Below are 13,854 nucleotides of genomic sequence, written 5' to 3'. Positions count from 1 at the left end.
AGGTAATTATATGACCGGTATGAGTAATGTAACCAAACTGGCCGGCGAGCCGTCAGGTCAGGAATTCCTGGTATTTACACTGGGAGATGAAGAGTACGGTATCGACATCCTGAAAGTGCAGGAGATCCGTGGCTACGATCAGGTCACGCGCATCGCCAACACGCCTTCTTTTATTAAAGGGGTGACGAACCTGCGCGGTGTGATTGTGCCGATTGTCGATCTGCGCGTGAAGTTTTGCCAGGGCGACGTTGAGTATAACGATAACACGGTGGTCATCGTGTTGAATCTGGGACAACGCGTGGTAGGGATTGTGGTGGACGGCGTGTCTGACGTGCTGTCGCTGACGGCGGAGCAAATTCGCCCGGCGCCGGAGTTTGCCGTTACCCTGTCTACGGAATATCTGACCGGTCTGGGCGCGCTTGGCGAACGTATGTTGATCCTGGTGAACATTGAGAAACTGCTGAACAGCGATGAGATGGCGCTGCTTGATATCGCCGCTTCCCACGTTGCATAACCGTTGACTGCCCGTGCCGGATGGCGCTTCGCTTATCCGGCCTACGGGTGAGGCGCTCTCTGTTTGTGCCGGATGGCGCTTTGCTTATCCGGCCTACACATGACTCATCGCCGTATGTAGGCCGGATAAGGTGTTTACACCGCCATCCGGCAAATAAATTACCCCACTAACTGCTGAGGAACGCGTTCTTCCGCGTCCTCTTCCAGCAAACCTTCATTCTGCGCCAGCATTGCGGTGGCAATCCCGTTTCCTAACACGTTAATGGCGGAGCGTCCCATATCAAGAAAATGGTCAATCCCCATCAGCAACAAAATGCCCGCCACCGGAATATTAAAGCTCGGAATCGTGGCGGCCAGCACCACCAGCGCAGAACGCGGCACGCCTGCAATTCCTTTTGACGCCAGCATCAGCGTCAGCATCAGCACCGTAATTTCCGCAAAAGAGAGATGAATATTATAAGCCTGCGCGATAAACATCGACGCGAAAGAGCAGTACACCATTGAGCCGACGAGGTTAAAAGAGTAACCAATAGGCAGCACAAACGACACGATGTTGCGTGAGCAGCCAAACTTCGTCAGTTGTTCCAGCGTTTTTGGGTAAGCGGCTTCAGAGCTGCTGGTAGTAAAGGCGACCAGCACCGGATCTTTCAACATGCTGACTAACCGGAACACCTCTTTTTTCAGCACCATATAGCCCACGGCCAACAGCACCAGGCAGGTCAGCAGAATCGCCACATAGTAGCCGCCGATAAACGATGCGTAGTTAAGCAGAATCCCCAGCCCCTGGGTGGCGATCACCGAGGAGATCGCGGCAAAAATGGCCAACGGCGCAACGTACATCACGTAGCCAGTCACCTTCAGCATAATATGTGAAACCACATCCAGGGCGGCGACCAGCGGCGCGTTGAATTTCTCGCCAAGCGACGCGCCGCCAATACCGAAGAACATGGAAAACACGACGATCTGCAAAATTTCGTTATTGGCCATCGCTCCGGCAATGCTGGTCGGAATGGTGTGCGACAGGAATCCTTTTAAGCTCATGCCGCCCACCGCAAGCCCGGTGTCGACCGATTCTGCCGGAATTGCCAGATTCAGACCGCTGCCCGGATGCTCAATCGTCACGATAAACAGCCCCACCAGAATGGACAACACGGAAGAACTGATAAACCAGACCATCGCTTTACCGCCAACGCGGCCGATAGTGGCGGTTTCGCCCAGACGCATGATGCCCACGGTCAGCGTGCTGAAGACCAGCGGGGCAATCACCATTTTAATGAGCCGTAAGAAAATATCGGTGAGGAGCGTGATGTTATCGGACCAGGCGGCGATCGCCTCCTGTGACGCGTAAGAGTGAATCACCGCGCCTGACAGGATGCCTGCCAGCATGAAGATCACGATAAATAACGTGAGTTTGTTTGCACTTGCCACTGAAAAGCCCTCTGGCTGGATTTAACATGTTGTTGTCAGTAACGCTTTTGTTTTATTTATTGAGTCGCACTGAAATATTCATCATATAAATTGAATTAAAGCGCAGGGGGATACAACTATTTTTTATTATTTATTCATTTTGTTGTGTTCTGACGGCTGTGCTTATGTGATCGGAGTCACATAAGCATCGTTTTTGTCGGCAAAATGCAAACTGTCCAGGAAGGTGATGAATGTTAATATAATGATAATAATGATGTTTTTCTGTCAATGTCTGGTTGCCGCCCCAAAACCGCCAGCCGCGATCCGCCGATCGGCGCTTCCTGCTTCTATTTCCTTTTCGCAAATGTAAAGTTCTCTTCTCTGGTGCCGATAACGTTGATAACTCGTTTTCAGGAAGGTGCCTTATGTTTAACCGTATCCGCGTTGTCACAATGCTGATGATGGTGCTGGGGGTTTTCGCACTGCTACAGCTTGTTTCCGGTGGTCTGTTGTTTTCGTCATTACAGCAGAACCAGCAGAGTTTTGTTATTTCAAATGATTTACGCCAGCAGCAGAGCGAACTGACCTCGACATGGGATCTCATGCTGCAAACGCGTATTAACCTGAGCCGTTCTTCGGCCCGCATGATGATGGATGCCTCTAATCAGCAGAGCAGCGCGAAAAACGACCTGCTAAAAAACGCCAAAAGCACGCTGGAGCAGGCGGCAACGCATTATGCCAACTTCAAAAATATCAATCCGCTGCCGGAGATGGCGGAAGCCAGCGGCAATGTGGATGAAAAATACCAGCAATACCATGCGGCGCTGGCGGAACTGGTTCAGTTCCTCGAAAACGGCAACATGGATGCCTACTTCGCGCAGCCAACCCAGGGGATGCAGAACGCACTTGGCGAAGCGCTGGGCAAATACGCTGGCGTGAGCGAAAAACTGTACAGCAAGGCGTTTGATGAGAGCGCGCGTGACTACCATTTTGCCCAGTGGCAATTGGGTATTCTGGCCGTTGTCCTGGTGCTGATTCTGGTTGTGGTGTGGTACGGCATTCGTCATACCTTGCTGAATCCGCTGGCGCGAGTGATTGCCCATATTCGTGACATCGCCAGCGGCAACCTGACCAATACGCTGACCGTCTCCGGGCGCAATGAGATCGGTGAACTGGCGGGAACCGTTGATCATATGCAGCGTTCGCTGATTGAGACGGTGACTCAGGTACGTGAAGGGTCTGACGCCATCTATTCCGGCACCAGCGAAATCGCTACGGGCAACACCGATCTTTCCTCCCGCACCGAGCAGCAGGCGTCGGCGCTGGAAGAGACGGCTGCCAGCATGGAACAGCTCACCGCGACGGTGAAACAGAACGCCGACAACGCCCGTCAGGCGTCGCACCTGGCACAAAGCGCCTCCGACACTGCGCAACACGGTGGGAAAGTGGTGGATGGCGTGGTCAACACCATGCATGAAATTGCCGACAGCTCGAAGAAAATCGCCGACATCATCAGCGTTATCGACGGCATTGCATTCCAGACCAATATTCTGGCGCTGAACGCTGCGGTTGAAGCCGCGCGCGCCGGGGAGCAAGGGCGCGGGTTTGCGGTGGTGGCAGGGGAAGTGCGTAACCTGGCAAGCCGCAGCGCGCAGGCGGCGAAAGAGATCAAAGCGCTCATTGAAGATTCCGTTTCGCGGGTGGATACCGGCTCCGTGCTGGTGGAAAGCGCCGGTGAAACGATGAGAGACATTGTTAATGCCGTGACCCGCGTGACGGACATCATGGGTGAAATCGCGTCGGCTTCCGATGAGCAAAGCCGTGGGATCGATCAGGTGGCGCTGGCCGTCTCTGAGATGGATCGCGTCACGCAGCAGAACGCCTCGCTGGTGCAGGAGTCGGCGGCCGCAGCGGCCGCGCTGGAAGAGCAGGCCAGCCGTTTAACGATGGCGGTATCCGCGTTTCGTCTGGCATCTCGTCCATTAACCGTAAAAACAGACCTGAATACAACCGCAGCGGCGTCGCGTACAGCGCAACCGCGCCAGCTTGCAACTGAACAAGATACTCACTGGGAAACATTTTGATCGTCTTTTAATCGTGGCCTTTGCCGCCTAATGGGAGCGTTGATGTTTAATCGTATTCGAATCTCGACCACGCTGTTTTTAATCTTGATCCTCTGTGGTGTTTTGCAGATTGGCAGTAATGGCTTGTCCTTTTGGGCATTTCGCGATGGTTTTCAGAGTCTGAACCAGGTCGAGCAGAGTAATCAGCAACGCGCAGCATTGGCGCAAACACGCGCCGTTTTATTACAGGCCAGTACCGCGCTGAATAAAGCCGGGACGTTAACCGCACTGAGCTATCCGCCCGAGGATATCAAACAGCTGATGACCACTGCCCGGGAAAGCCTGGCGCAGTCCGGCGTTGTGTTTAAAGGTTTTATGGCGACAGAGGCGAGTACGGAAGAGGGGAAAGCGTTACAGGCCGCCACGGAAAAGAGTTATACGCAGTGGTATAGCGATCTGGAACATCAGGCCACCTGGCTTGAAAGCAACCAGCTGTCGGATTTTCTGACCGCGCCGGTACAGGCATCGCAGGACGCCTTTGACGCCAACGTCACTACCTGGCAGCAGGATATCAACCGTGTTCTGGAGACGGCCAGCGAACAGGGGAAAGACAATTATCACCGCTCGGCGATTATTTTTATCACGATGGTGGTCGTCGCAGCGTTATTAACCACCGGGGCGCTGTTCTGGTCACGCAAAATGATTGTTCAGCCGTTGGCGATTATCGGCAGCCATTTTGACAGCATTGCGGACGGAAACCTGGCGCGGCCGATTGCCGTATATGGGCGCAACGAGATTTCCGCTATTTTCGCCAGCCTGAAGGCCATGCAGCAGGCGCTGCGCGAAACGGTCAGCGACGTGCGGCAGGGCAGTTTAGCGATGCATACCGGCATTTCGGAAATCGCGATGGGCAATAACGATCTGTCGTCGCGTACCGAACAGCAGGCGGCGTCGCTGGCGCAAACCGCAGCCAGTATGGAGCAGCTAACGGCAACGGTCGGGCAGAACGCCGATAACGCCCGTCAGGCCTCCGGTCTGGCGAAAAGCGCGGCGGATACCGCGAAAAAAGGCGGCGACCAGGCTTCGCGTATGGCCAGCACAATGCAGGATATTGCCGCCAGTTCGCAGAAAATTGGCGACATCATCGGCGTTATCGACAGCATTGCGTTTCAGACCAATATTCTGGCGCTGAATGCGGCGGTCGAAGCGGCGCGGGCCGGTGAGCAGGGGCGCGGTTTTGCCGTTGTCGCAGGCGAAGTGCGTAACCTGGCGAGCCGCAGCGCACAGGCGGCCAAAGAGATTAAAGGGTTGATTGAGGAGTCCGTAAACCGTGTGCATCAGGGATCGCAACTGGTGGACACCGCCGCGAATACCATGACGGAGATCGTCAGCTCGGTAACCCAGGTGAACGACATCATGGGCGAAATCGCCTCGGCCTCCGATGAACAGCGCAGAGGAATTGAGCAGGTGGCGCAAGCCGTCAGCCAGATGGATCAGGTGACGCAACAAAACGCCGCGCTTGTCGAAGAAGCTGCCGCCGCCACCGATCAGTTAGCGAACCAGGCAGACCATCTCTCTGCCCGTGTCGCGGTATTTAAGCTTGAAGAGCAAGTCGTAACACAACAAGAGTCGGCGCCGCCGCAAGCGGTACCCGTTGTATCCTGAATGTGATTGAGAAGGCGCTATGACATCATCGCTGCCCACCGGGCAAACGTCATTATTGTTACAGATGACACAGCGCCTCGCGCTGTCTGACGCGCATTTTCGTCGGATATGTCAATTAATCTACCAGCGCGCGGGAATCGTGCTGGCGGACCACAAGCGGGATATGGTTTACAACCGCCTGGTTCGTCGCCTGAGAACGCTGGGGCTGGATGATTTCGGCCGTTATCTCAGCATGCTGGAAGCCAACCAGAACAGCGCTGAGTGGCAGGCTTTTATTAACTCATTGACCACTAACCTGACGGCCTTCTTCCGTGAAGCGCATCACTTCCCGGTACTGGCGGATCACGCGCGTCGCCGCAACGGGGAATACCGTGTGTGGAGCGCGGCGGCCTCTACCGGAGAGGAACCCTACAGCATCGCCATTACGCTGGCGGATGCCTTAGGGATGGCGCCGGGGCGCTGGAAAGTTTTCGCCAGCGATATCGACACCGAAGTACTGGAAAAGGCGAGAAGCGGGATTTACCGTCAGGACGAGTTGAAAACGCTGTCGCCACAACAGTTGCAGCGTTATTTCATGCGCGGTACAGGCCCGCATGAAGGGCTGGTGCGCGTGCGACAGGAACTGGCTAATTACGTTGAGTTTTCCACCCTCAACCTGCTGGATAAACAGTACAACGTTCCTGGGCCATTCGACGCGATATTTTGCCGTAACGTCATGATCTATTTTGATAAAACAACGCAGCAGGACATTCTGCGTCGTTTTGTTCCACTCCTTAAGCCTGACGGACTGCTGTTTGCGGGTCACTCAGAAAACTTTAGCAACCTCGTGCGCGACTTTAGCCTGCGCGGACAGACGGTGTATGCGCTAAGTAAGGACAAAGCATGAGTAAAATCAGGGTGTTGTCGGTTGACGATTCAGCGCTGATGCGCCAAATCATGACCGAAATTATTAACAGCCATAGCGATATGGAAATGGTGGCGACGGCGCCCGATCCGCTGGTTGCCAGGGATTTAATCAAAAAATATAACCCCGATGTGCTGACGCTGGATGTGGAAATGCCGCGCATGGACGGTCTCGATTTTCTTGAGAAACTGATGCGCCTGCGTCCGATGCCGGTGGTTATGGTCTCCTCTCTGACCGGGAAAGGTTCAGAGGTGACGCTGCGCGCGCTGGAACTGGGGGCGATTGATTTTGTCACCAAGCCTCAGTTGGGCATTCGCGAGGGGATGCTGGCGTACAGCGAGATGATCGCAGAGAAAGTCCGCACCGCGTCACGCGCTCGCCTGACGGCGCATAAGCCGATGGCTGCGCCTGTGACGCTAAAAGCGGGGCCGCTGCTCAGTTCTGAAAAACTGATCGCGATTGGCGCCTCGACGGGGGGAACCGAGGCCATACGTCATGTGCTGCAACCGCTGCCGCTTTCCAGTCCGGCGGTGATCATCACCCAGCATATGCCGCCCGGTTTTACCCGTTCGTTTGCCGAGCGGTTAAATAAGCTCTGCCAGATTAGCGTGAAAGAGGCGGAAGACGGCGAACGCGTGCTGCCAGGCCATGCCTACATCGCCCCCGGCGACAAGCATATGGAGCTGACGCGCAGCGGGGCGAACTATCAAATCAAAATTCATGACGGGCCGCCGGTTAACCGCCATCGCCCGTCAGTGGATGTGTTGTTTCATTCGGTCGCAAAACATGCGGGGCGCAATGCGGTAGGGGTCATCCTTACCGGCATGGGTAACGATGGCGCGGCCGGAATGTTAGCGATGCACCAGGCTGGCGCCTGGACTATCGCGCAAAATGAAGCAAGTTGTGTGGTGTTCGGCATGCCGCGCGAGGCCATCAATATGGGTGGCGTGAGCGAAGTGGTCGATCTTAGCCAGGTAAGCCAGCAGATGCTGGCGAAAATCAGTGCCGGACAGGCAATACGTATTTAACGAGGAGTATTTTTTTATGGCGGACAAAGAGCTCAGATTTCTGGTTGTGGATGACTTTTCCACCATGCGTCGCATCGTGCGCAACCTGCTAAAAGAGCTGGGTTTCAATAACGTCGAAGAGGCCGAAGATGGCGTTGACGCACTGAACAAATTGCAGGCAAGCGGCTTTGACTTCGTAATTTCTGACTGGAACATGCCCAACATGGACGGTCTGGAACTGCTGAAAACGATTCGCGCTGATGGCGCAATGGCGTCATTGCCGGTGCTGATGGTGACCGCAGAAGCGAAGAAAGAGAACATTATCGCGGCTGCGCAGGCGGGCGCCAGCGGCTATGTGGTGAAACCGTTCACTGCGGCGACGCTGGAAGAGAAACTCAACAAAATCTTTGAGAAACTGGGCATGTGAGGGTCTGAGTATGATGCAACCACAAATTAAACCTGTTGATGAGCATTCAGCAGGGGACATCATTGCGCGCATCGGCAGTCTGACCCGAATGCTGCGTGACAGCCTGCGCGAACTGGGGCTGGATCAGGCGATAGCAGAAGCGGCGGAAGCGATTCCTGACGCGCGCGATCGTCTGGACTATGTTGTACAGATGACGGCGCAGGCGGCGGAACGTGCGCTGAACAGCGTTGAAGCCTCTCAGCCACACCAGGATGAAATGGAGAAGGGCGCCAAAGCGCTGACCAAACGCTGGGATGAGTGGTTCGAAAACCCGATTGAACTCGCCGACGCCCGCGAACTGGTTACGGATACGCGTAAATTCCTCGGTGATGTGCCGGGGCATACCAGCTTCACCAATGCGCAACTGCTGGACATCATGATGGCGCAGGATTTCCAGGATCTCACCGGTCAGGTTATCAAGCGCATGATGGATGTGATCCAGGAGATTGAGCGCCAGCTGCTGATGGTATTGCTGGAAAACATCCCTGAGCAAAATTCACGTCCGAAACGCGAGAATGAAAGCCTGCTCAATGGCCCACAGGTCGACACCACCAAAGCCGGCGTTGTCGCCAGCCAGGATCAGGTGGATGACCTGCTGGATAGCCTCGGGTTCTGATGCGGTAAGGTATCCTCAGGTTGTGCCGACAACCTGAGGAACGTTTAGCGCAGATCCATTTTTACCGTCACATTGCCCTCAAATTCGCCGGGCGCTGGCGTTGCGCTGGTCGTGCTCACCGGTGCGGCTTTGATGTGTACCGCGCCGTTACCTTGCTCATCCATCGTCACCGGAAATTCAAAGGTGCCGTCCAGCGCAACATTTTGGTTGTCCTCACTAAAGATTCTCACTCCCAGGTCGTCTCTGCCGAGCATTTTGGCTATCAGGGGATCGCTGCTGTCTACAACCCCCTGGTCGGCGCTGAGCGTTAGCTTGATTCTGTCGGTATTTCCCACGGCGTTGCCGTCGCAGTGGTAAGAGATATCAACGTTTTTCAGGGCGTAGCCTTCGGGAGGCTGACCCCTGGTGACAAACTGTTTACTCACAATTTTCCCCAGATCAACCTCAATGGTGCTTCCGGCATTAATCGTACAGCTCAGCGGGGCAGAGAGTGAGCCACTCAGCCAGATATTTGATACGTGCTGTGCGCTGCCAGCGTCGCAGCTTCCTGAGTCAAAATAGAGACAGGCGTAGTTTTGCACGAGTATCGTTGGGGGAATGACTTCGATACCGAGAATGGGCTTTTTGATATAAAACGTGGCGGCGATAACATTCCATCTGAACGTTCGCTTCGCGGGGGCGGGCGCGCCAGGATGGGTGCTGTCGCTACAGACGCTGGCGGAACCTTCGGTGGGTTTCATTGACTCGATCACTTTCCCCATCGACGACACCGGCGTCGGATACTGGTTAATGCTGATCTGAATCAGGCCGGTACCGTCCAGAGAATTAACGGCATCGCTATAACCTGCAACATCAATATCTATGTTTTCAGTCAGATAACCGTACCCGGCGATACCGGCATTAAGCGGGCTTCCGGCCAGCGTCAATTCCATTATTGCCGTTGATTCAAACAGATTGCCAGGGCATGTGCAGTTTGCCGCCATTTCAACGCCGTTCCCGACAATATGCTCATCAAATTTAACAATATTGTTGGCCGTGTTGTCGTTTGCGTTGATTTCGTTGCTGAACGTGACGCTGTAATACTGTGGCGCGGTAAAGCAGTCACGCAGAATGGTTGCGGCCTGGGCTGTTGCGGACGCCATCAGGCAAAGACCTGCTGCGGACAATGAAAGACGTGCGTATTTTCCCATTTTACTTAACATTTTGCGGTTCCTGCTGACAAGTCGCGCTGAGGTAATGGATGCCGGTCGGGCTGACCGCGTGGTGTTCGCGATCCAGCGTGATGTGGGCTGTGCATTGTTGATCCTGTGAATTTCCCCATTTGACGCTTAACTGAACGTCGTCGGCGACCCCGGCCAGGTAAAGCGTACCCGTATCATCCACGATGCCGCTGATGGCGAGGGCGTCGACCGTCGCCATCGCGCCAAAAGGCACCGTCATGCCATTCGGGCGAGTTAATTTTATGAGCGTGCGATAACCGACATGCGCATCAAAAGCGGCGGAAACGGCGGCATTGCGCGAAGGAATCACCGTCACGGCGGTTTCACTGGTATCAACGTCCTCCGGTAGGCTGCTGGTGTCGACGCGAATCCGGTTTTCCTGATAGGGGCTTAATGACGGGATGATGGCGTTGCCTTGCCAGTCAGTCTGAATGCCGCGCTGGTTTTGGAAGCGTACGCCCGATGCGCCGTTGGCGTTGACGATAGCAAACTGACTGCCTAAAGGCTGAGCCAGCGTGACACCGTGTGGATGGGCGACAATCGCACCGCTGACGCCGTAACTCAAGCGCTGCGTATCGTCAGAGGAGGTGTAGTAACCCGCATTGAGGTTGGCATATTGTGAGCGATAGCTACCGTATACGCTGCTGGTGTCTGCGCCGTCATGGTTGGAATGGCTCTGCTGGAAGGCGTAATTCAGGCGTTCATCGTCCAGCAGCGTACCGTTTAACCCGATATTTTGCTGGGTGTAGCCATGCTTGTTATTGCTGATGTTATAGCTGCTCCAGGCCCCCGGTAGCCACTGACTTAACGGCACGCTGAAGCCGAAGGCGATCATCTGGTCGCTCTCTTCGCCGTTGCTTTTGCTGTAGGTATAAGCAAGGTGGATGCTGATATTTTTAATCGTGGTATTCAGGCCCGCCGAAATACTGCGCTCTTTGTAGGCGGTGCCCCAGTAATCCTGCTGATAACCGTTCAGGTAAAGGCTGGCGCCGGACACGTTCTGGCTTATGCTGGCCTGAATCCGGTTGCGTTTGTTAAAGCGAAACAGCAGATCATCTTCATGATCGTCGTACTTTTGATTCGCGTCGGCGAAACTGTAATAACCACGGGTAGAGTAGCGGTAGCTGGCCAGCGTAAAGTTTGTCTCCGTGGTGTCAATTTTCCCGGAGTAGAGCAGGCGATAAGACTGGCCGGTGTGCTGAGTGTCATCATCAAGCCGGGTTTTCGCCAGCGTCACATCGGCGGAAAGCGACCCGACGATGCCAAGGGAGAGGCCAGCTCCGCTGTTCATCGCCTGATAATCCTGCGCGGCGGTCACGCCGCCGAACAGCGTGACGCTATTGTTCAGGCCATAAATGAGGCTACCCTGCACGAAGTCCGGTTCATTTTGTTCGCTCCCGCTGTCTGCGCGATAGCGACCCGCGGTAACTTCATATTTCATATGCCCAGGACGCTGCATCACGGCGACGCTGGAATAAGGCTGGGTAAAGTGGCGCTCTGTGCCATCGGCCTCTTTTACCGTGACTTCCAGATCGCCGCTGTTGGTCGTGGAATAAAGGTCGTTAATTTCAAATGCGCCGGGCGCGACGTTTTGCTGATAGATGAGATAACCGTTCTGACGTACCGACACTTCGGCGTTGGAGCTGGCGATGCCGCGAATCACCGGCGCGTAGCCGCGCTGGCTGTAAGGCAGCATCTCTTCATCAGAGGCGATATTGACGCCACGGTATTGCAGACTGTCAAAAACGTCGCCCCGGGTGTTGCTTTCTCCCCCGGTAAACTGCGCTTTCAGGGCGTCAATATCGTGCTGCAAATAGGTGTTGATGGTTTCCCAGTGATGGCTGCCGTCAGTGTCGCTCCAGGTGGCGTAATTGCGCAGCCGCCAGCCGCCGATATTGGTGCCGCTGCGCATATTCAGGTACTGGTTAGTGGTGTTGTTTTGCGTGTCGTCCTGGTTTTGTGAACCGGAAAAGGCGTAGTCGACAAAGGCGACGGGGACGCCGTCATCCCAGCGTGACGGATCAATATAGCCTTTACCCGTGCCGGCAATGGCGGCCTGCGGGATGCTAAGGCGCAGCGTCATAACGGAGAAATCGAGCGTTGCCAGCGCCTGTGGGATATACGCGCTCAACGGTTCAGGCAGTGGCTTCGCCGCATTGAGTGCGGCTAATTCAGGATATTTATCGACCGCCACGCCCCATTTTCTTAGCATATCCGGCGTGAGCTGCGGCGTCAGTTCGCCGCCAGGCGTGCCGAGGTAGGTGATATCCGCATCATCCAGGCGCACATCGTTAATCATGACCCGGGAAGCGTAGACGCCGGGCAATTGCGCACTGGATTTAGAAAATAAGGAAAGATCGATATCCTGCTGCGTCAGCATATTCCCCTCCAGCGCAGAAGGCGAAAAGCGATACTCGCGCGCGTTCGCGACACAGGAAGAGACCAGCAACATACCGCCAAGGCAACGCACCAGTGGGGTGAGACGCTGACGTAAAAGAGGTGGGCCAAAAGCCATAAGGTGGTTTAATCCCGAGCCAGAGTGACAGTATATTTGTCAGAGGCGTTGCCGTAATCCGTAATGCAACGCCAGCTAACGGTGTTTCCCGAGGCGCTTTTCGGCACCGGGATTTGCACGCTGGACCTGGGAGTGACCATATCGGCTTTCTCAAGTCTGGTGTTGCCGAGCAGCAGACTGTCAAAGATGCTGTGAAACGCGCCTTCATTGACCACCGTTAACATTTCGCCGCGACGAACAAAATGCAGGTTCTTGCAGGTCTCGGTGGGCGTACCTTGCAAGCCCTTCGGACGCCAGAACAATTTCAGACGCGTTTTGTAAATCAGACGCAACACGTTTTTATCATCGTCTTCTTTGGCTGTACCGGGAATTGTGCGCACATTCATGTAGAACAGGGATTCCCGGTCTGTGGGAAGCGCGGTTCCATTCCAGGCAATACGCAGGCTTTGTTCTTTCTGCGGGTCAAGACGGAACAGTGGCGGCGTGACAATAAAAGGCCCACGCGTTTTACCGTCGCCGGTATCGGACCATGACTGGATCAGCCACGGCAGTTCCTTCTCTTTATTGACCAGCGGAAGGGCGACCTCTTTTTTCCCTGCGTCATAAATAATGCGCGTGCGGCCAACCTGAATTCCAGCGGCATGGCTAAATGATGTTAATATTACAGGGAGGCATAATAAAACCTGAGATACAGTACGCATAACCTTAACTTATATTAAGTGGACATATAAAAGCGGGGGAGATAATAGTCCGGGTCCATTTTCGGACTATTATCAGATTCGCCTTCCTGAAATAAATCTGTTAATGCCAGAAGATGCTATGGATTTTATCAATGAGTAAAGTCAGGTTATTAACGATAAAGTATATTTACGGTCATGTCCGCATCGGCCGGGCCCGCAGTGACGGTTTGCGCGAATGATTTATAACGGGCATTGAAATTCGCCTGAACAGAGTCGCCCGTCAGAGTGGGTAATTCGATAAACACCTGTCCTTCTCCTCCATCCATTGTAATGAGTTGCGTGTCTTTATTTTCCGGGCTAACGGCAATACCGACCCCTGTTGCCGCTGTATCTCCGGCGGTAGTGATTTTACTGACATCCAGTAATGTCGAAGAACCTGTCAGGGCGGTTGTCCCGTTAAACGTTAACTGAACGGCGGGCAGACCATCGCTTTTAAGTGGGCAATCCACTAATACAATGGAAAAGGGGGCAAGCGTTGATTCAGTTCCTGGAGTGGAAAAAAGCGAGGTGGGGTAAGTACCTAATGGCACGGTGCTGTTCGTTCCATCATCGCCCTGAATCTCACAACTGGGTTCGATAATTTGTCCTGTGAAGTGAATCGTACCGGCATTCAGTTCGGCGGCGAAGGTTCCCGTTGACGCCAGTGCCAGCAGTGCGCCTGATATAATATGTCCTCTTGCGTTCATAACTGTAGTTCCTTAACGGTGATATCCATGATATGAAATTGTTCAGTTTCAG

Annotated in this window: 12 protein-coding genes; 7 read left to right on the top strand and 5 right to left on the bottom strand. The window is 54.4% G+C overall.

Going from position 1 to position 13,854, the window contains the following annotated elements; all coding sequences use genetic code 11:
- The first annotated feature begins 10 nt into the window (after nt 1–10).
- Nucleotides 11–514: a chemotaxis protein CheW gene (gene cheW, locus OGX75_RS06415; RefSeq protein ID WP_024130249.1), complete on the top strand. Its 504-nt coding sequence runs from the start codon at nt 11–13 to the stop codon at nt 512–514.
- Between the two features lie 158 nt (nt 515–672).
- Here cheW and OGX75_RS06410 read toward each other — a convergent pair whose 3' ends face one another.
- Nucleotides 673–1,941 carry a dicarboxylate/amino acid:cation symporter gene (locus tag OGX75_RS06410; RefSeq protein WP_047463133.1) on the bottom strand — a complete coding sequence of 423 codons (1,269 nt, stop codon included), beginning with the start codon at nt 1,939–1,941 and terminating at the stop codon, nt 673–675.
- Between the two features lie 404 nt (nt 1,942–2,345).
- Between OGX75_RS06410 and tar the strand changes: the two genes are divergently transcribed.
- The 6 genes from tar to cheZ are packed head-to-tail and all read left to right on the top strand — an operon-like array spanning nt 2,346 to nt 8,641.
- The gene (tar, locus tag OGX75_RS06405) at nt 2,346–4,004 is read left to right on the top strand and encodes a methyl-accepting chemotaxis protein II (protein WP_110494121.1); all 1,659 of its coding nucleotides are present in this window, start codon (nt 2,346–2,348) and stop codon (nt 4,002–4,004) included.
- 42 nt (nt 4,005–4,046) lie between these two features.
- Complete coding sequence (gene tap, locus OGX75_RS06400) at nt 4,047–5,648, top strand: methyl-accepting chemotaxis protein IV (protein ID WP_048902383.1); 1,602 nt, start codon at nt 4,047–4,049, stop codon at nt 5,646–5,648.
- A gap of 19 nt (nt 5,649–5,667) precedes the next feature.
- Nucleotides 5,668–6,534, top strand: coding sequence for a protein-glutamate O-methyltransferase CheR (cheR, locus tag OGX75_RS06395; protein ID WP_047463139.1), 867 nt, complete (start codon nt 5,668–5,670; stop codon nt 6,532–6,534).
- Complete coding sequence (gene cheB, locus OGX75_RS06390; protein ID WP_275166006.1) at nt 6,531–7,580, top strand: protein-glutamate methylesterase/protein glutamine deamidase; 1,050 nt, start codon at nt 6,531–6,533, stop codon at nt 7,578–7,580. Before cheR ends, cheB begins: the two co-directional genes overlap by 4 nt.
- Nucleotides 7,581–7,596: 16 nt before the next feature.
- Entirely contained in the window at nt 7,597–7,986 is a 390-nt protein-coding gene (cheY, locus tag OGX75_RS06385) for a chemotaxis response regulator CheY (protein WP_012131967.1), read from the top strand.
- Between the two features lie 10 nt (nt 7,987–7,996).
- Nucleotides 7,997–8,641 carry a protein phosphatase CheZ gene (gene cheZ, locus OGX75_RS06380; RefSeq protein ID WP_012131968.1) on the top strand — a complete coding sequence of 215 codons (645 nt, stop codon included), beginning with the start codon at nt 7,997–7,999 and terminating at the stop codon, nt 8,639–8,641.
- A 44-nt stretch (nt 8,642–8,685) separates the two neighbouring features.
- Here the strand turns inward: cheZ and OGX75_RS06375 are convergent, their stop codons facing one another.
- The 4 genes from OGX75_RS06375 to OGX75_RS06360 form a co-directional block, all read right to left on the bottom strand.
- Nucleotides 8,686–9,843, bottom strand: coding sequence for a fimbrial protein (locus OGX75_RS06375; protein ID WP_071258739.1), 1,158 nt, complete (start codon nt 9,841–9,843; stop codon nt 8,686–8,688).
- On the bottom strand, nt 9,833–12,376 hold the full coding sequence (locus OGX75_RS06370; RefSeq protein WP_233594281.1) for a fimbria/pilus outer membrane usher protein: 2,544 nt from the start codon (nt 12,374–12,376) through the stop codon (nt 9,833–9,835). Before OGX75_RS06370 ends, OGX75_RS06375 begins: the two co-directional genes overlap by 11 nt.
- A gap of 8 nt (nt 12,377–12,384) precedes the next feature.
- Nucleotides 12,385–13,077: a fimbrial biogenesis chaperone gene (locus OGX75_RS06365; RefSeq protein ID WP_012131972.1), complete on the bottom strand. Its 693-nt coding sequence runs from the start codon at nt 13,075–13,077 to the stop codon at nt 12,385–12,387.
- A gap of 149 nt (nt 13,078–13,226) precedes the next feature.
- Nucleotides 13,227–13,802 (bottom strand): fimbrial protein, encoded by a 576-nt coding sequence (locus tag OGX75_RS06360; protein WP_012131973.1) that lies wholly within the window; start codon nt 13,800–13,802, stop codon nt 13,227–13,229.
- Nucleotides 13,803–13,854: the final 52 nt, after the last annotated feature.

It is taken from the genome of Citrobacter sp. CK199, assembly GCF_030333285.1.
Classification (GTDB): Bacteria; Pseudomonadota; Gammaproteobacteria; order Enterobacterales; family Enterobacteriaceae; genus Citrobacter_B; species Citrobacter_B koseri.
This window is presented reverse-complemented; position numbering and strand designations above follow the sequence as displayed.